This is a genomic window from Pseudoclavibacter sp. Z016, from assembly GCF_002931215.1.
GTDB lineage: Bacteria > Actinomycetota > Actinomycetes > Actinomycetales > Microbacteriaceae > Pseudoclavibacter.
The window spans coordinates 738,990-756,160 of record NZ_PSTU01000011.1; the positions used below are offsets into that span (position 1 = coordinate 738,990).

General features: G+C 69.4%; 16 protein-coding genes and 1 tRNA gene. 8 read left to right on the forward strand and 9 right to left on the reverse strand.

What is annotated here, in order from left to right; all coding sequences use genetic code 11:
* Positions 1-80: 80 nt before the first annotated feature.
* From C5B99_RS09590 to C5B99_RS09600, 3 genes are read right to left on the reverse strand one after another with little or no spacing between them, the layout of a single operon-like run.
* On the reverse strand, positions 81-866 hold the full coding sequence (locus C5B99_RS09590) for a DUF2993 domain-containing protein (protein ID WP_104241507.1): 786 nt from the start codon (positions 864-866) through the stop codon (positions 81-83).
* A gap of 6 nt (positions 867-872) precedes the next feature.
* Complete coding sequence (gene argS / locus C5B99_RS09595) at positions 873-2,537, reverse strand: arginine--tRNA ligase (RefSeq protein WP_104241508.1); 1,665 nt, start codon at positions 2,535-2,537, stop codon at positions 873-875.
* Positions 2,538-2,594: 57 nt separating this feature from the next.
* Positions 2,595-3,386: a transglutaminase family protein gene (locus tag C5B99_RS09600; RefSeq protein WP_181057844.1), complete on the reverse strand. Its 792-nt coding sequence runs from the start codon at positions 3,384-3,386 to the stop codon at positions 2,595-2,597.
* A gap of 130 nt (positions 3,387-3,516) precedes the next feature.
* On the opposite strand from C5B99_RS09600, the gene C5B99_RS09605 reads away from it, so the two are divergent.
* The 4 genes from C5B99_RS09605 (at position 3,517) to C5B99_RS09620 (ending at position 7,000) form a co-directional block, all read left to right on the forward strand.
* Positions 3,517-3,589, forward strand: a tRNA-Arg gene (locus C5B99_RS09605).
* Positions 3,590-3,788: 199 nt separating this feature from the next.
* Complete coding sequence (locus tag C5B99_RS19810; protein WP_181057795.1) at positions 3,789-4,076, forward strand: zinc ribbon domain-containing protein; 288 nt, start codon at positions 3,789-3,791, stop codon at positions 4,074-4,076.
* Between the two features lie 78 nt (positions 4,077-4,154).
* Complete coding sequence (gene fmdA / locus C5B99_RS09615) at positions 4,155-5,408, forward strand: formamidase (protein WP_104241511.1); 1,254 nt, start codon at positions 4,155-4,157, stop codon at positions 5,406-5,408.
* 152 nt (positions 5,409-5,560) lie between these two features.
* Positions 5,561-7,000: an SDR family NAD(P)-dependent oxidoreductase gene (locus C5B99_RS09620; protein WP_104242101.1), complete on the forward strand. Its 1,440-nt coding sequence runs from the start codon at positions 5,561-5,563 to the stop codon at positions 6,998-7,000.
* A gap of 21 nt (positions 7,001-7,021) precedes the next feature.
* Here the strand turns inward: C5B99_RS09620 and C5B99_RS09625 are convergent, their stop codons facing one another.
* Together C5B99_RS09625 and C5B99_RS09630 are read right to left on the reverse strand one after the other, a co-directional pair.
* Complete coding sequence (locus C5B99_RS09625; protein WP_104241512.1) at positions 7,022-7,852, reverse strand: siderophore-interacting protein; 831 nt, start codon at positions 7,850-7,852, stop codon at positions 7,022-7,024.
* 68 nt (positions 7,853-7,920) lie between these two features.
* On the reverse strand, positions 7,921-8,223 hold the full coding sequence (locus C5B99_RS09630; protein WP_181062988.1) for a DivIVA domain-containing protein: 303 nt from the start codon (positions 8,221-8,223) through the stop codon (positions 7,921-7,923).
* A 222-nt stretch (positions 8,224-8,445) separates the two neighbouring features.
* Here C5B99_RS09630 and C5B99_RS09635 point away from each other — a divergent pair, with 222 nt between their 5' ends.
* The 3 genes from C5B99_RS09635 (at position 8,446) to C5B99_RS09645 (ending at position 11,938) form a co-directional block, all read left to right on the forward strand.
* Positions 8,446-10,590, forward strand: a complete 2,145-nt coding sequence (locus C5B99_RS09635) for a TPM domain-containing protein (RefSeq protein WP_181064978.1) — start codon at positions 8,446-8,448, stop codon at positions 10,588-10,590.
* 89 nt (positions 10,591-10,679) lie between these two features.
* Entirely contained in the window at positions 10,680-11,435 is a 756-nt protein-coding gene (locus C5B99_RS09640; protein ID WP_104241515.1) for a PspA/IM30 family protein, read from the forward strand.
* A 107-nt stretch (positions 11,436-11,542) separates the two neighbouring features.
* On the forward strand, positions 11,543-11,938 hold the full coding sequence (locus C5B99_RS09645; RefSeq protein ID WP_104241516.1) for a Fe-S oxidoreductase: 396 nt from the start codon (positions 11,543-11,545) through the stop codon (positions 11,936-11,938).
* 6 nt (positions 11,939-11,944) lie between these two features.
* On the opposite strand, the gene C5B99_RS09650 is transcribed toward C5B99_RS09645, so the two are convergent.
* From C5B99_RS09650 to C5B99_RS09665, 4 genes are read right to left on the reverse strand one after another with little or no spacing between them, the layout of a single operon-like run.
* A complete protein-coding gene (locus C5B99_RS09650; RefSeq protein WP_104241517.1) occupies positions 11,945-13,414 on the reverse strand; it encodes an amidase in 1,470 nt (489 codons plus the stop codon).
* 47 nt (positions 13,415-13,461) lie between these two features.
* On the reverse strand, positions 13,462-14,184 hold the full coding sequence (locus C5B99_RS09655; RefSeq protein ID WP_104241518.1) for a uracil-DNA glycosylase: 723 nt from the start codon (positions 14,182-14,184) through the stop codon (positions 13,462-13,464).
* Positions 14,181-14,912, reverse strand: coding sequence for a Type 1 glutamine amidotransferase-like domain-containing protein (locus C5B99_RS09660; protein WP_104241519.1), 732 nt, complete (start codon positions 14,910-14,912; stop codon positions 14,181-14,183). The genes C5B99_RS09655 and C5B99_RS09660 overlap by 4 nt, the downstream gene beginning before the upstream one ends.
* Positions 14,909-15,730, reverse strand: coding sequence for an SDR family oxidoreductase (locus C5B99_RS09665; protein WP_104241520.1), 822 nt, complete (start codon positions 15,728-15,730; stop codon positions 14,909-14,911). Before C5B99_RS09665 ends, C5B99_RS09660 begins: the two co-directional genes overlap by 4 nt.
* A 144-nt stretch (positions 15,731-15,874) precedes the next feature.
* Between C5B99_RS09665 and C5B99_RS09670 the strand changes: the two genes are divergently transcribed.
* The gene (locus tag C5B99_RS09670; protein ID WP_104241521.1) at positions 15,875-17,164 is read left to right on the forward strand and encodes a bifunctional o-acetylhomoserine/o-acetylserine sulfhydrylase; all 1,290 of its coding nucleotides are present in this window, start codon (positions 15,875-15,877) and stop codon (positions 17,162-17,164) included.
* Positions 17,165-17,171 lie beyond the last annotated feature (7 nt).

A 17,171-nucleotide genomic window follows, 5' to 3' on the forward strand; every position in this document is an offset into this window, starting at 1 on the left:
GCCGACGTCGCGCGGAGTGCGATCCGTCGAGCGCGTCGGGGCGGCCTCGTCGGCACGGACCCCATCGTCGCAGCTCGAAACTAGTCGCGACAGGTGGAGAACTCCCCGGAATCCGGGATCTCGGCAGAGAGTGCGATGTTCCTCGCCTCGACGCCGACCGTGAGCATCCCCTCCGCGATGCGCAGCTCGGACACGTGCAGACCGGCGGGGAGGTAGTCGGCGGTGCAGATCGGCACCGCGAACTCCGCGATGTCAGGGAGCGCCTGCGTGAGGGCCTGTCCAAAGGCCGTCCCTGACACCTCGACGTCCGTCGGATCGATGATCACCTCGCCATCGACGAGGCGCAGCTGCGCGTCGACGGTGAGCGTGCCCGTGAGGCCCAGGATGGAGACCGTCGACCGGTAGGACAGCTCGTCGTCGCCGAGTTCCAGCGACGCATCGGTTCCGGGGAGCGCGGCAACGCCCTCGAGGGTCGCTTCCGGCACGTTGAGCGTGCCCGTGAGCATCTCGGTCCGCATCCCGTCGAAGATGTGCACGCCGTACGCGTCCACGGTCGCCGCCAGGTTCAGGCCGTAGGCGGTGAGCTCATCCGCTGACACCGTGACGTGGCTCGCCCGACCGGTGGCGAGCTGCCACAGCGTCGAGAAGCCGTGCACGCGCGCGCTGACCTCACCGTCCACCCCGGGCGGGAGCGTGTCCTGCACCTGCTGGGCGATGCGATCCTGCGCGACGAGGCGAACCCCGACGTCGAGGCCGACGAGCAGCAGCAGGGCGCCGAGCAGCCAGAGCGAGGCCTTGACCCAGCTGCGTGCACGCGACGTCCGCAGGAGCTGGATGCGCTCCTCCGGCGGACCGAGCGCGGTCACGTCCGACTACATCCGCTCGGGAGCCGAGACGCCGAGCATGGTGAGTGCCGAGCGCAGGACCGTGCTCGTGGCGTCGTTCAGCCACAGGCGGGTGCGGTGGAGGTCGGTGATCTCGTCGTCCCCACGCGGGATGACACGGCAGCTGTCGTACCAGCGGTGGTAGAGGCCAGCGAGCTCCTCCGCGAAGCGCGCGACGCGGTGCGGCTCGCGCAGCTCGGCGGCGGCCGCGACGACGCGCGGGAAGTCCTGCAGCGCCCCGAGGAGCGCCGACTCGGACTCGTGGTCGAGCAGCGACGGCTCGAAGACCGAGCGGTCGACGCCGGACTCGGCGGCGTTGCGTCCGACCGCGCAGGTCCGGGCGTGCGCGTACTGCACGTAGTAGACGGGGTTGTCGTTGGTGCGCTGCGCGAGGACGTCGAGGTCGATGTCGAGCGTCGAGTTCGCCGAGGAGCGCACGAGCGCGTAGCGGCCCGCGTCGACGCCGACGGCGTCGACGAGGTCGTCGAGCGTCACGATCGTGCCGGCGCGCTTCGACATGCGCACGGGCTCGCCGTCCTTCACGAGATTCACCATCTGGCCGATGAGGATCTGCAGGTTGACGCCCGGCTGGTCGCCGAACGCCGCGACCATCGCCATCATGCGCGCGACGTAGCCGTGGTGGTCGGCGCCGAGCATGATGATGCACTGGTCGAAGCCACGCTCGCGCTTGTCGAGGTAGTAGCCGATATCGCCGGCCATGTAGGTCGGGCTGCCGTTGGATCGAACGACGACGCGGTCCTTGTCGTCGCCGAACTCGGTGGTGCGCAGCCACTGCGCACCGTCCTGCTCGAAGATCTGGCCCTGCTCGCGGAGGCGCTCGATGGCCCGCGAGACCGCACCGGACTCGTGCACCGAATCCTCGTGGAAGAACACGTCGAAGTCGACGCCGAAGTCGTGCAGCTTCTGCTTGATCTCGCCGAACATCTGCTCGACGCCCTTGGAGCGGAAGACCTCCTGCTGGGCCTCCCTGTCGAGCTCCGCGATGCCCTCACCGTAGGCCGCGGCAACCTGCCCGGCGATGTCGCTGATGTAGGCACCGCCGTAGCCGTCCTCCGGAGTGCCCTCGCCGAGGTACGCCGCGAGGAGCGACCGCGCGAAGCGGTCGATCTGCGCCCCGTGGTCGTTGAAGTAGTACTCGCGCGTCACGTCGGCACCTGCCGCCGTGAGGACGCGGGCCAGGGAGTCGCCGACGGCCGCCCAGCGGACACCGCCCATGTGGATGGGGCCCGTCGGGTTGGCGGAGACGAACTCGAGGTTGAGCTTGACGCCGGCGAGCGAGTCGCCATTGCCGTAGGCCGATCCGGCGTCGACGATCACCTTGGCGAGCGCGCCCGCCGTGGCCGTGTCGAGGGTGATGTTGATGAAGCCGGGTCCCGCGACATCTGCACTCGCCACCTGCGGGTCGAGGATCAGCTGTTCGACGATGCCGGAGGCCAGCTCACGCGGGTTGGTGCCGACGCGCTTCGCGAGGCGCATCGCGATGTTCGATGCCCAGTCGCCGTGGTCGCGGTTGCGCGGCCGTTCGAGAACGATGTCCGTCTCGGGGACGGTGATGCCCTCAGCGCCCTCGAGGGGCGCGAGCGCGGCGTTGACAGCGGTGGTGAGTGCCGTGACGAGAGCTGGAGAAGTCATAGGCCTCCCATCCTAGAGGCGCTCGAGGGCCGTCGGCGGCGCTTGCTCGCGCCACCGTCAACCCAGCTGCACCCGCTCGGTCCAGTCCTCGAGGATGACCTCGCTCGAGGTCGCGTCGACGTGCAGCTTGGACAGGCGGAGGTTCGCGATCGTGTTGCTCAGGAACGCCGTGTCCGCGGCATCCCGACCGCTCGCGATGCGCTGCATGAGGCGGCGCGGCGCGAGGTGCGTCGAGTCGACGACGTACCAGGCTCCGTCGACCAGCACCTCGACGACGGCGTGGAAGTCCATGGGCACGAGCCCCGGCGCGTACACGGAGACGAGGCGCGCCGGGAGGTCGTTGGCGCGCAGGAACGCGATCGTCAGGTGAGCGAAGTCGCGGCAGACGCCCTGGCGCTTCAGGAAGGTGTCGCGCGCGCCGTCGGTCGGGGCGCTCGAGCCCGGCACGTAGCTGATGTTCCTGGAGACCCAGTCGACGACCGCGTCGACGAGCTCGAAGCCCTGCTTGCCGCGGAACATCGACCGCGCGGTCGGTCCGAGGAGGTCCGACTCCGCGTAGCGGGACGGACGGCGGAACTGGATGAGGTCCAGCTCCTCCGGCTCGTTCGGCTGCGCGCGGTCGAGCACCGTCGCGGAGTAGCGCATCTCGATGTGCTTCGCGGAGGTCGTCACGCGGTGCAGCCGGCACTCGGAGCGGTCGATGGATTCGATGACGTCGAGGGGCACGCCGTCACCCGTGATCGTGAACGACTCGCTCTCAAGGTTCGCCAGAGTGTGGGCAGCGATCGAGAACACGAGGTCGGCTTCCCCGTCGAGTTCGAGGTCAATGGCAGATTCGATCTTTCGCATCACCAGCGGATTGTGTCACGCTCCCGTGGCCATCCCCCACAGCCGCGCGTGGCGGCGAGCAGTGGCGTTCGGGCACCCTCGCGCCCTGTTAGTATTGGCTCCGCGTTGCTGAAAGCTCAGTTCCGCATCCGCCTCCGTAGCTCAGTGGATAGAGCACCGGTTTCCGGTACCGAAGGTCGCAGGTTCGACTCCTGTCGGGGGCACATCTCGATGTCTGGTGACATCGCAAGGGCCCGGCGCTGCTCAGCAGCACCGGGCCCTTCCGCGTCCGCAGCGTGCGGACGCTCCTGCTCACACGCTGGGATCCGCCCGCCGACGCGCAGCACGCGTGTCCGAGAGGACATTGACACTCTCGGCGCCCCACCGCTACGGTCGGCAGTACCTCGACGAGGGGAGGCAAGGATGCCCACCTACACGTATCGGTGCGAGAGCGCGCACCGCTTCGACGAGGTGCACACCATGCACTCGGTGCCGGAGAGATCCGTGTGTCCCGAGTGCGGGCAAGACGCGAGGCGCCGCCCGGCTGCCCCGCATCTCTCCGTCGCAGGCTCTTCCGCCTACGGCCTCATCGATGCCGCCTCGAGATCCGCGCATGAGCCGGACGTCGTGACCTCGCTCCCCGGAGCTCCTCGGAGACCCGGCGGCGGCATCACTCGCAACCCACTCCACGCGAAGCTGCCGCGACACTGACGTCGCGGGGCTCGCACCGACCGAGGCTGCCGCCACGCAAGGGACGGCGAATCGGTCACCGACGAAAAGGACCGAGCCATGCCAGACGTGCTGTTTCCACTCGACTCGACGAAGAAGTTCGAGGACCAGGAGAAGATCGGCCACAACAGGTGGCATCCGGAGATCCCGCCGGTCGCGACGGTGAAGCCCGGCGACGAGTTCCGCGTCGACTGCCGGGAGTGGTTCGACGGGGCGATCGTCAACGACGACTCCGCAGAGGACATCCTGAACGCGCCGCTGCTGACGGTGCACAAGCTGAGCGGGCCGTTCCGGATCGAGGGTGCGAAACCTGGCGACCTCCTCATCGTCGACATCCTCGACGTCGGCCCGATTCCTCAGGAGAAGGGTCCGCTCGCAGGCCAGGGGTGGGGCTACACGGGAATTTTCGCGAAGGAGAACGGCGGAGGGTTCCTCACCGATCAGTTCCCGGACGCCTACAAGGCGATCTGGGACTTCAGCGGCCAGACGGCCACGTCACGTCACGTGCCCGGGGTGTCCTTCACGGGCCTCATCCACCCGGGCCTCATGGGGACGGCTCCGTCGGCGGAGCTGCTGGCGAAGTGGAACGCGCGTGAGGGAAAGCTCATCGCGACCGACCCAGGCAGGGTGCCGCCACTCGCGCTGCCGCCGGAGCCGCAGTTCGCCGTGCTCGGCTCGCTCCCGGATTCCGAGTTCGATCGTGTCGCCGGCGAGGCCGCCAGGACGGCTCCCCCGCGCGAGAACGGCGGCAACCAGGACATCAAGAACCTCTCGAAGGGCACCCGCATCTTCTACCCCGTCTTCGTCGACGGCGCGAACCTGTCGATGGGCGACCTGCACTTCTCCCAGGGCGATGGGGAGATCACCTTCTGCGGCGCCATCGAGATGGGCGGCTTCATGGATGTGCGCGTCGACCTGATCAAGGGAGGCATGGAGACGTACGGCGTCTCGGAGAACGCCATCTTCATGCCGGGCAATGTGGAGCCCAACTACAGCGAGTGGATCGCGTTCTCCGGCACGTCGGTCACGCTCGACGGGGAGCAGCGCTACCTCGACTCCCATCTGTCCTACCAGCGGGCATGCCTGCACGCGATCGACTACCTCACGAAGTTCGGCTACGCACCGGAGCAGGCCTACCTGCTCCTCGGCTCGGCCCCCATCGAGGGTCGACTCTCCGGCGTCGTCGACATCCCGAACTCGTGCTCCACCGTCTATCTGCCCACGGCGATCTTCGACTTCGACGTGCGCCCGTCGGCGAACGGCCCGGACCAGATCGACCCCGGCATGGGGGCGCCGAGGGCGGTCGCCTCCTAGTCGAGGGGTGAGGCCCGCGAGGCCGGCGGGTGGGCGCGTGTGGCGCGCCTGCCCGCTGGCCTCTACAATCTCGTGTGCCTTCCGAGACCCCAGACGATACGCCCACGGCGACGCCAGAAGAGACCGACGGCGCGGAATTCGCGCCAGAGCGCATCGCCGAGGCCGACCTCGCGACGACCCTGCGCGTGCTCGAGCAGCTCTCCGCCTACGACCGCGAGGACCCGGACTTCATCACGGTCCGTCGGGCGACGGCGCAGTTCTTCAAGGACGTGAAGCGCGTCGGGCGCGCCGCGAAGCGCCAGCGCATCGCCGACGCCGACAAGGCCGTCGTCGCCGCGACCGCCACGGGCGCACCGGACCGCATCGACGACGAGACCCGCGGCATCCCGATCTCGACCTCGACGACCGCCCCGACGGCCGGCGAGCTGCTCAAGCCACGCGCCTGCTACATCTGCAAGCAGCCGTACACGGTGGTCGACGCCTTCTACCACCAGCTCTGCCCAGAATGCGCCGCCTTCAGCCACTCGAAGCGCGATGCGCGCGCCGACCTGACCGGCAAGCGGGCCCTGCTCACGGGCGGTCGAGCGAAGATCGGGATGTACATCGCGCTGCGGCTGCTCCGCGACGGCGCCCACACGACGATCACGACGCGCTTCCCGCGCGACGCCGTCCGCCGGTTCTCGGCCCTGCCCGACTCGCCGGAGTGGATCGACCGGCTCAAGATCGTCGGCATCGACCTCCGTGATCCCGCACAGGTCATGGGCCTCGCCGACTCCGTCACGGCCGCTGGCCCGCTGGACATCCTCATCAACAATGCCGCCCAGACGGTGCGCCGCTCCCCCGGCTCCTACGCGCCGCTCGTCGAGGCGGAGCTCGCGCCGCTGCCGGACGGGCCGCTTCCCGAGCTCGTGACCTTCGGGCACACGAACGACGCGCACCCGCTCGCCCTGGCGGAGTCGGTCGCCGCGCACCCGATCCTGTCCTCGGCGGCGGGACGCACGGCCGAGGAGCTGACCGCAGACGCCATGGCTGCCGGCTCCTCGTCGCTCGAGCGGCTCGCGGCTGGCACCGCCATCGACGCGGGCGGCCTGCTCCCGGACGAGCTGCACATCAACTCGTGGACGCAGCACGTCGACGAGGTCGAGCCCCTCGAGATGCTCGAAGTGCAGCTCGCGAACATGACGGCACCGTTCCTGCTCGTGAGCAGGCTCCGTGGCGCGCTCAAGGCGTCGTCGGCGCGCCGCACCTACATCGTCAACGTCTCCGCGATGGAGGGGGTCTTCGGACGCGGCTACAAGGGCCCGGGCCACCCCCACACGAACATGGCGAAGGCGGCCCTGAACATGCTCACGCGCACCAGCGCTCGGGAGATGTTCGAGAGCGACCGCATCCTCATGACCGCCGTCGACACTGGCTGGATCACGGATGAGCGGCCCCATTTCACGAAGATCCGCCTCGCCGAGGAGGGCTTCCACGCCCCCCTCGACCTCGTCGACGGTGCGGCCCGCGTCTACGACCCGATCGTGCGCGGCGAGTCGGGCGAGGACCTCTTCGGGGTCTTCCTCAAGGACTACAAGCCCGGCTCCTGGTAGCGGGAGGGCGAGCTCGCCGGATCAGAAGATCTGGCCGACGGGCTCGCGCTTCTCGCTCTGGAAGGCGTCTTCCGTGCGTCCTGCGGCCCAGTAGCCGGAGAGGGAGAGCTGCGAGCGCTCGACGCCACGGGCGGAGAAGATCTTCCTGAGTCGCTTCATCTGCTCGCGCTCGCCGTGTGCGAAGACCTGCACGAGCCCATCAGGGAACGCCAGGTCCTCGACGGCTGCCGCGATCAGCTGTTGGTCGAACCCGCCATGCTCGCCTCGGTGGAGCCACTGGACGCTGACCCCCGTCGGGGCCGCGAGCTCGATGTGGTCCTCCTCCCCGGCTACCTCCACGAGGACCGCGCCCTTCGCGTCCTCGGGGAGCGCTTCGAGGGTTCGGGCGATCGCCGGGAGTGCGGACTCGTCACCGCAGATGAGATGCCAGTCGCTCTCGGGGAGCGGCGAGTAGGCACCGTGCGGTGTCGTGGCCACGATGACGTCGCCCGGCTTCGCGTCGCGAGCCCACGGGCCGGCGACACCTGCGTCGCCATGGACGACGAAGTCGACGGAGACCGTGCCGCTCGCGCGGTCGATCCCGCGAACCGTGTAGGTGCGCCGGACGGGGACCTGCTCGGTGGGAAGCGTCGCGCGGAGCTCTTGGAGATCGAACGGCAGCTCGAGCTCGCCGACGCCTCCGCCGAAGTGCAGCTTCAGGTAGGTGTCGGCGTGCTCGAGGTCGAAGTCGTCGAGGTCTGCCCCGAGGAAGTGGACCCGGACCAGCGAGCGACTGAGCCGCTCGGTGCGCTCCACACTCAGGCGGACGGTGGGTCCCCGCTTGCGGGGCTTCTGGGTAACGACGTCTGTCACGGTTGTGGGCTCCTCGTTCGGGGTGAGTTAGGCCAGCCTAACAAGCCCTCCTGAGGCGCGCCTGTCGCTCAGCGCTGCGCGAGCCCCTCGGCGCCGGACTCTGTCTCGTAGCTGCCGAGCGCCTCCGCGAGCTGCTCGAGGAAGACATCCACCTCCTGGGCGGAGTAGCCGCGCTCGTAGACGCGGGACGTGAACTTGACGGCCTCGACCTCGTGGGACCTGACGAGCTGCGCCTGCTCCCGCAGGCCCCTCTCGTACGCCTCGAGCGCGGCGGCGGCTTGGTCGAGGAACTGGTCGACCTCTCGGACGTCGTAGCATCCGTCGAACTTCAGCGCGTTAAAACGCTTGGTGCGTACATCTTCACTTCGCACGTTGAACCTCCGGTGTCTCATGTGAAAACCGGACAAGGAGTGCTTGTCCGGTGCGCGACAATTCTACGGAACTCCATGTGGAATCACACATCGACGCCGGATCGTCACCAAGCGCTCACCTGCGACAGGCGCTGTTCGCCGCCTGTTCACTCGTGGCGTCACCACGCGCACAACAATCACGTTCTTCACGGCTACACCCCGCTAGCGTTACGGAGAAGGCCGATGACCGGCCAGAAAGGGGTCTCCGTGCGTCGTGCGCTCGCTCTGCTCGGCATCGCTGCCGCAGCACTCCTCGGAACGAGTGCGCCAGCATCCGCCGAGGTCTCTCCGATCACTTCCTCCGGCTCCTCCACCGACATAGCCCCGGCCGAGAGCCCCGGCTCGCCGCAGGGCCACATCTTCGACCCGAATGGGCTCGTCACCGGCGACACCTCCGATATCGAGCAGGCGATATCGACACTCGAGGCCGAGACCGACTACACGATGTACTTCGCGATCGTCGATCGCTTCTCCAACCCGAGCTCTGGGTTCGACTGGGCCAGCGAGTTCGCTTCGGCCAACGACCTCGGCTCCGAGGCCGTCATCCTGTACGTCGGTGTCGACCAGCTCGACTTCGGACTCAACACCGACAGCGCGTTCCCCCTGGGCGACGGTGCCCTGCGCGACATCGAGACGCAGTCGATCGCCCCGAACCTCGACTCCGGGCAGTACGGTCAGGCCGCTATCTCGGCGGCGGACTCGATCCGCCAGGAGCTCACCGGTACCGGCACGACCAGCGGCGGCGCGGGCGGCGGCGAACTCGTGACGGGTGCCGCCGTCGGCACGATCTTCCTCTTCGTTGGCGGGTTCATCGTCGTGGTCGCCCTGATCATCCTCTTCGTCGTGCTCAGCGCTCGGCGCAAGAAGAAGAAGGGCCAGCAGGCGACGGAGGCCGAGCAGAAGGCGCAACTCGAGCAGCTCGGGCAGCGCGCGGCCGGCGAGCTCGTCAGGGTCGACAACCTGGTGAACTCCGCCGACCAGGAGGTCAGCTTCGCCGAGGCGCAGTTCGGACCCGAGCCGGTTGCCGAGTACCGGGCAGCGGTGGCGGATGCCCGCCAGCAGCTGCGTCGTGCGTTCGGCGTCCAAGGCCAGTATCTCGACACCGAACCAGAGCCGCTGCCAGCCCAGATGCAGATGAACGAGGCCATCCTCGGTTTCGTGAACCTGGCAGAGCAGCGCGTCGCCGAACAGGCAGCGCGCTTCGAGAAGCTCCGGGACATGGAGCGCAACGCGCCAGAGCTGCTCAGGCAGGTCCGCGGCGAACTCGACCGACTCGAAGGACAGATGCAGGGCGCCGAGTCCCAGCTGACGGCGCTCCGCGCCCGCTACAGCCCGCAGGCGCTCTCCACGGTCGACGACTCGACCAGCCACGCTCGCGAGCTGCTTGCGCTCGCGCGCACCGAGACGCAGAACGCAGACAGCGGTCTCCGCGAAGGACGGACGGGGCCAGCCGCCGTCGATATCGGCGACGCGCAGCTCGCGCTCTCGCAGGTGACCTCGGTTCTGGGCTCCATCGGCGCCGCCGCCAGCGACCTCGAGAACGCGGAGCAGCTCATCCGCCAGGAGATCGGCGAGCTGGAGGCCGGTCTCGCGCGCAGCACCCAGCTCGTCCAACAGGCGTCGCTGCAGCCGGATGTCGCAGCAGCTGCCGCCGCGGCGCAGGCCACCGCCCAGGAGGCGATCGCCAGGGCCCGCTCCGGCAGCGCCTCGGCCGCAGATCCGCTCAGGACGCTCGGAGGCCTCAGGGAGGCGGACGAGGCCCTCGACGCAGCGATCGCGTCGCTCCTCCAGGAGCACGAGCGCCTGGCGGGGCTGCGCAGACAGCTCGACGTCGCCCTCGCCCAGGCTCGCTCCGCCGTCACGGGCGGACTCCAGTTCATCGACGCACGTCGAGGTGCCGTGGAGAGCGAGCCGCGCGCGCGAATCCAGCAGGCGGAGACCGAGCTCCGCACGGCGGAGCAGCTCGCGGCCACCCAGCCTGAAGAGGCGATGCAGCGCGCCAAGAGCGCCATCAGCCTCGCCGAGCGGGCCACAGAGCAGGCGAGAAGCCAGGTGCAGATGCAGCGCAGCGGCTACGAGCAGAGCTGGGGTGTGTCCTCGGGTTCGAACTCCAACAGCAGCTTCAACTCCGGACTCCTGGGCGGTATCCTCGGCGGTCTCATCAGCAACAGCGGCTCCTCCAGCCGAAGCTCCTGGGGCGGCGGCAGCTCGTGGGGCGGCGGCTCTGGCCGCCGATCGAGCGGCGGCTCGTCGGGCTTCCGCTCATCTGGCGGCTTCCGCTCCTCGGGAGGGGGCTTCCGCTCCTCGGGCGGCGGCAGAAGGCGCTGACGCGCACCCAGCGCGGAGACAGCGCTCCACGATCACTCCGACACATCACGGCCATTCATCACGGATCACCAGCGAAAAGGAAGCACTCGATGTCCAACAAGCAGTCCATCTTCGGACGAATCAGCCAGCTCGTCCGCGCGAACATCAACTCGCTCATCGACAACGCGGAAGACCCGCAGCTCATGATCGACCAGCTCATCCGCGACTTCAGCTCGAACATCAAGGAGGCGGAGGCGGCGATCGCGCAGACCATCGGCCAGCTTCGCATGCTCGAGGACGACTACCGGGAAGACGTCCAGGCCGCGTCCGAATGGGGCAACAAGGCCCTCGCCGCCAGCCGCAAGGCCGACGAGCTGCGCGCGGCGAACGACGAGGTCGACGCGCAGAAGTTCGACAACCTCGCGAAGGTGGCCCTGTCGCGCCAGATCGAGTCCGAGACGGAAGCTCGCACGGCCGAGCCGCAGATCCGCACCCAGACGCAGGTCGTCGAGCAGCTCAAGGGCGGCCTCGACGGCATGCGCGAGAAGCTCCGCCAGCTCGGCGCGAAGCGCGACCAGCTCGCGGCCCGCGCCAAGACGGCTGAGGCGCAGCAGAAGGTCAACGAGGCCCTCGGCAGCATCAACGTGATGGACCCGACCAGCGACCTGGGTCGCTTCGAGGAGAAGGTCCGCCGGCAGGAGGCGCTCGTGCGCGGCCAGCAGGAGCTGCAGACCTCGAGCCTCGACTCGCAGTTCAACCAGCTCGAGGACCTCGGCAAGCTGACCGAGGTCGAGGCCCGGCTCGCCGCGCTCAAGCAGGGCCAGCGCGCACCTGCCGCCATCGACGCGCCGGAGCAGAGCTTCTAAGCCTCCCAGCGCAAGCGTTCGCCGCTGGGACCCGTCTCACACGGTCGGGTCTCAGCGGCGTCCTCCTTTCCAGCCGCCAACGCACCAGCGAACGAAGGTCCTCACCCATGAACCTCTTGAAGAGCGTGTTCCTCGATTCGCCGCTGTCACGGCTCGGCTACCACGCGGCGACGGCCGTCGGACTCGCGGTCGGCGTGCCGCTCTCCACGGGCCGCGTCGAGAACCACGACGGGCTCATCGTCTGCAGTGGCCTGCCCAAGTGGGCGTTCCGCCGGGGCGGGACGTGCGTCGGCCGGGTCTACCTCACTCGCGACACCGTCGGCGAACGGGTGTTCCGCCACGAGCGCGTGCACGTCGAGCAGTGGAAGCGCTACGGCTTCCTGTTCCCGCCGCTCTACTGGCTCGCCGGCTTCGACCCGCTCAAGAACCGCTACGAGATCGAGGCGGGACTCGAGGACGGCAACTACCTCCCGGCCCGCCGACGCCCCGCATCGAAGAGCTGAGCAGCCTCAGGGACGCGCCGCGCCATCCCAGGCGGGCGGGTACCTGCTCGGCCAGTCGATCTCACGCTCGAGCTGCAGCGACAGCCGAAGGAGCGTCGCCTCGTCGCCCGGCCGACCGATGGCCTGCACCCCCGCCGGCAGGCCGTTCGCGAACCCGACGGGCATGGTGATGGCCGGCAGCCCGGTGACGTTCACGTAGGACGTGTACGGCGTGTACTGGCACTGCTGCTCGAAGTTCCGCTCCCCGTCGCCCGCATCGAACCAGCCGAGCGGCCGAGGCGTCATCGCGAGCGTCGGGGTCAGGACGACGTCGACGTCCGAGTACTGGTGGATGATCGAGCGCTCGAACGCGGCGAGCGACGCGAGCGAGGCAGCCAGCTCCGCGGCACCCTTCGTCCGTCCGACGCCGACGAGCCACCGGGTGAGGGGCTCCAGGGTCTCCAGCGCTGGCCCCTCCAGGGGGATCGTCGACGCACCGGCCTGCCACACCGTTCGGAATGCGTCGAAGTACTCGGGCGCGTCCGTCGGCGTGACCGGCACGAGCTCGTGTCCGAGTCGCGAGAGCTGCTCCTTGGCGGCCTCGAAGACCGCGGCGACGTCGTCGTCGAGCGCGATCTCGTACTCCGTGGACCACGGCGACCAGCAGTTGACGCCGATCCGCAGCTTCTGAAGGGGTGCGTCCAGGGCGTCGAGGTAGGAACGCTCCCCCGCCGGTGCCGTGAGGGCACTCCGGTCGGCCTGGCTGCCGTCCCCGCGCCGGGCGATCATCCCGTCGAGCAGGAGCGCGGCATCCGCCGTGCTCCTCGCGATGGGGCCCGAGACGGGGAGCCCCGCGAGAGAGCCGACGCCCGACCCATCCGGTACTCGGCCCCGGCTCGGCTTGAGACCGACCAGACCGCAGGCGGAAGCGGGGATGCGGATGGACCCGCCACCGTCCGACCCCGGCGCGAACGGAATGAGGCCGGCTGCGACAGCCGCCGCCGCGCCTCCCGAGGAGCCGCCGGCCCCGAGCCCGGCACCCCACGGGGTGACCGCCGGCGGGGCCACGGCGTTCTCGGTGTAGGCGGGGAGACCGAACTCGGGCGTGTTCGTCTTCCCCAGGCTGATGCCGCCGGCGGCGTCCATGGTCTCGACCAGCGGCGAGCTCTCCTCCGGCACGTACCCGGCGAAGGCACGCGAGCCGAAGGAGGTCGGCACGTCGGCGCGCGGTTCGAGGTCCTTGTCAGCGAAGGGCATCCCCCAGAGCGGAGCCTCGTGCCGGTCCCCGCGGCGAGATGCGGACGAGGGTTCCCGCTCGAGCGCTCGAGCTCGCTCCAATGCGCGGTCCGCGGTGACCGTGATGAAGGCTCCGGATGCACCCCCATCCGCGTCCAGACGTGCCAGGTAGGCGCTCGTGAGCGCCACCGGCGAGAGCTCGCCGCTCGCGAGCAGCTGCCTCTGCCTGACGGCGCCGAGGGTGTGCAGCTCTTGACTCATGATGTGCCTCTCTGATGCTCGTGTCGGTGGCGCTCGGTCTGGCGCACCTAGAACAGGGGTGGCTGCGTGGCGCCCTGGGGCGTCTCGACGACCCGCCAGTCGACCGGATCCGCACCCTGCTGCCGCAGCAGCTCGTTGGTCCGCGAGAACGGGCGGGAGCCGAAGAAGCCGCGGGAGGCGGAGAGCGGGCTCGGGTGCGCGCTCACGAGGGTCGGGGTCTCGCCGAGCAGCGGGGCGAGGGCCTGCGCGTCCTTGCCCCAGAGGATGGCAACGAGCGGACGCTGGCGGGCCACCAGGGCCTCGATCGCCAGATCCGTGACCGACTGCCAGCCGAACGCGCGGTGCGAGCCCGCCGTGCCGGCGCCGACCGTCAGGACACGGTTCAGGAGGAGGACTCCCTGCGCGCTCCACCGCGAGAGATCGCCGGTGGTGGCCGCTTCGATGCCCAGGTCGTCGTGCAGCTCCCGGTAGATGTTCGCGAGGCTTCGAGGGAGCGGCCGGACGTGGCGATCGGTCGCGAAGGAAAGTCCGATGGGATGGCCTGGAGTCGGATACGGGTCCTGGCCCACGATCAGGACCCGGACGTCGTCGAGTGGGGCCTCGAATGCCCGAAGGATGTGCTCAGGAGCAGGCAGGAAGCCGCGGCCGGCATCCTCCTCCAGCTTCAGCCGCTCCGCGATCTCCTCCAGGCGGCCGGTCGCAGGCTCGAGCGCCCGAGCCCACCCGGGGTCGAGCCGATGCAGATCGCCGAGCCCGCGCAGCTCCGTCATTCCGAGGCTCGGCTGGAGGAGACCGTGACGCCGCCCTCCCCCGCGGTCAGCTGCCAGACGCTCCCTGACCCGAGGATCTCCAGCGCGCCCTCACCGACCTTGAGGACGGTGTCCTCGTCGACGGCGAGGATGCGCTCCGCGAGTCCCGCTTCGATGCTCGCCGCGCACAGCGCGACGAGACCCCACTGAGCGGCGTGCGCCTCGATGGTCAGATCGACCAGCCCGAGGCCAGCCTCGAACGTCACCTCGTCGAGTCCCTCGCCGGATTCCTCCGGGGCGACGGGCACCCCGCCGATGCGCCACCCGCCGATGATGGCCTCGTCCGCGGCGATGGCGGCGCCAGCCGAGTAGCCGAGGTAGGAGACGCCCTTGGCCACCAGGCGGCGGATATCGGTCGCGAGCGGCGCCAGTGCGGCGAGATACGCGGGGGTGTGGCCTCCGCAGACGAGGATGCCGTGGGCCGTCGAGAAGCTGGCGAGATCGATCTCGTCGAGCGGTTCACCGCTCGCCGTGCTCCGGGCGAGCACGGGAGTCGCCAGGACGCCAGGGTCGACCGATCGGAGTCGGTCCGCGAACCAGTCCGCAACGGGCTCGGGGTTCTCCCCGACCGCGATGACCGCGATGACGGGCGTCGCTCCGGCGGCGCGGCTTCGAGCCTCGCCCGCGAGCTGGGCGAGCGCGAGCTCGACCCCTGAACCGTCTCCGCCGCCTACCAGGAAGATGCTCACTCGCCGGCCCCCTTCGTGGCGCCCTTCATGACGAGGGGGCCGCGGTGCAGCTGGAACTGCTCCCGCTGCGCCACCGGACGCACGACGAGCTCGTCGACGTTGACGTGACCGGGAAGGTGCAGCGCCAGCTGGATCGTCGCCGCGATGTCCTCCGCGGTGAGCGGATGATCGACGCCCTCGTAGAGCTTGTCGGCCGAGGCCCCGTCGCCCCGCATCCGCTTGAGCGTGAACTCCTCCGTGTGCACCATCCCAGGCGCGATGTCGATGACCCGGATGGGCTCACCGCCGAGCTCGAGGCGCAGCACCCCGATCATCGCCGCCTCCGCGGCCTTCGTCGCGACGTAGCCGCCACCGCCCTGGTAGATGACACGCCCGGCCGTGGAGGTCACCGTGACGATGTCCGCGTGTGGGAACTCGTCCGTGCTGCTCGCGGCGGATGCACGCAGCAGCGGCAGGAACGCCGTGATGACGCGCTTCGTGCCGAGGACGTTGAGCTCGAACATCAGCTGCCAGTCGGCGATGCTGCTCTCCTCGACGCTCTCGGTGCCGAACGCTCCCCCGGCGACGTTGACCAGGGCCTCGACCTCTCCGAGCCGGCTCGCGGTGTCTCGGAGCTCGGCCACGAAGGCGTCATCGGTGATGTCCCCCGCCAGCACCTCCGCGCCGGTCTCGGCGGCGAGCTCCTCGAGCCGGTCGGCACGGCGCGCAGTCGCGAGCACCACTCTGCCCTCTGCGCGCAACGACCTGACCGTCGACCGGCCGATCCCGCTGCTCGCTCCCGTCACTACGACAACACGCGTTCTCTGTTCTTCAGGCATGCCTCCATCGTGGCATGCGGCCGCGCGCCGCGCCTGGCACGCGTGACGATTTGTGTCCCGCTCCGTTGCCCGCGCCAGCGCCCACTGCCACACTCGGTGCCACCCGACTGTCCAGTCGGGTCGCGGCCGACACGGAGGCTACCCATGACCCAGAGCTTCGAGACCAGGCAGATCCACGCAGGCTCTGCCCCCGACCCCACGACCAACGCGGTCGTCACCCCGATCTACCAGACGACCTCGTACGTGTTCGATGACGCACAGCACGCGGCCGATCTCTTCTCGCTCTCGCGCGCCGGGAACATCTACACGCGCATCACGAACCCCACGACCGCGGTGCTCGAGGCGCGCATCGCCGACCTCGAAGGCGGCAGCGGGGCTCTCGCGCTCGCCTCCGGCCAGGCGGCAGAGACGTTCGCGATCCTGAACATCGCGGGGGCCGGCGACCACATCGTGTCCTCGACGTCCATCTACGGCGGCACGTTCAACCTCTTCAAGTACACGTTCGCGAAGCTCGGCATCGACGTCACCTTCGTCGAGGACCAGAACAACCCAGACGCCTGGCGGGCAGCGGCGAAGGACAACACGAAGCTGTTCTTCGGCGAGACGATCGGCAACCCGGCCGTCAACATCCTCGACATCGAGACGGTCGCCACGGTCGCCCACGAGGTCGGCGTGCCCCTCATCGTCGACAACACCATCGCCACCCCCTTCCTCATCCGGCCCTTCGAGCACGGGGCCGACATCGTCGTCCACTCCGCGACGAAGTTCCTCGGCGGCCACGGCGCCGTGATCGGCGGCGTCATCGTCGACGGCGGCACCTTCCCCTGGGATGAGCACAAGGACCGCTTCCCTGGCCTGTCCGAGCCCGACCCGAGCTACGACGGCCTCAGCTACACGGGTGCCCTCGGCAACGCCAACGCGTTCCACACCAAGGCCCGCGTGCAGCTGCTGCGCGACATCGGCGCATCCATCGCACCCGCTTCGTCCTGGCAGATCCTGCAGGGCGTCGAGACGCTGAGCCTCCGCATGGAGCGCCACGTCTCCAACGCGACCGCGATCGCGTCGTGGCTCCAGGGCCACGCCGAGGTGCAGAACGTCAACTACGCGGGCCTCGAGACGAGCCCCTGGAATGCCCTGGCGAAGCGCTACGCACCGAACGGCGCAGGTGCCATCCTGTCGTTCGAGCTCCGCGGCGGCGTCGAAGCTGGCCGCAAGCTCGTCGAGCGCGTGCAGCTCTTCAGCCACCTCGCAAACATCGGCGACGTGCGCAGCCTCATCGTCCACCCGCCGTCGACGACGCACTCGCAGCTCACCCCAGAGCAGCTCCTCGCATCCGGCATCAACCCCGGACTCGTGCGCCTCTCGGTCGGCCTCGAGAACGTCGACGACCTCATCGCGGACCTCTCGCAGGCCCTCGACTCGCTTCGCGCCTAGGCGCGGG

Coding starts and splice junctions, on each gene's coding strand:
- argS (WP_104241508.1), bottom strand. CDS start 2,537: ATGACTTCTCCAGCTCTCGTCACGGCACTCACCACCGCTGTCAACGCC.
- C5B99_RS09600 (WP_181057844.1), bottom strand. CDS start 3,386: ATGCGAAAGATCGAATCTGCCATTGACCTCGAACTCGACGGGGAAGCC.
- C5B99_RS19810 (WP_181057795.1), top strand. CDS start 3,789: ATGCCCACCTACACGTATCGGTGCGAGAGCGCGCACCGCTTCGACGAG.
- fmdA (WP_104241511.1), top strand. CDS start 4,155: ATGCCAGACGTGCTGTTTCCACTCGACTCGACGAAGAAGTTCGAGGAC.
- C5B99_RS09635 (WP_181064978.1), top strand. CDS start 8,446: ATGACCGGCCAGAAAGGGGTCTCCGTGCGTCGTGCGCTCGCTCTGCTC.
- C5B99_RS09640 (WP_104241515.1), top strand. CDS start 10,680: ATGTCCAACAAGCAGTCCATCTTCGGACGAATCAGCCAGCTCGTCCGC.
- C5B99_RS09645 (WP_104241516.1), top strand. CDS start 11,543: ATGAACCTCTTGAAGAGCGTGTTCCTCGATTCGCCGCTGTCACGGCTC.
- C5B99_RS09650 (WP_104241517.1), bottom strand. CDS start 13,414: ATGAGTCAAGAGCTGCACACCCTCGGCGCCGTCAGGCAGAGGCAGCTG.
- C5B99_RS09655 (WP_104241518.1), bottom strand. CDS start 14,184: ATGACGGAGCTGCGCGGGCTCGGCGATCTGCATCGGCTCGACCCCGGG.
- C5B99_RS09665 (WP_104241520.1), bottom strand. CDS start 15,730: ATGCCTGAAGAACAGAGAACGCGTGTTGTCGTAGTGACGGGAGCGAGC.
- C5B99_RS09670 (WP_104241521.1), top strand. CDS start 15,875: ATGACCCAGAGCTTCGAGACCAGGCAGATCCACGCAGGCTCTGCCCCC.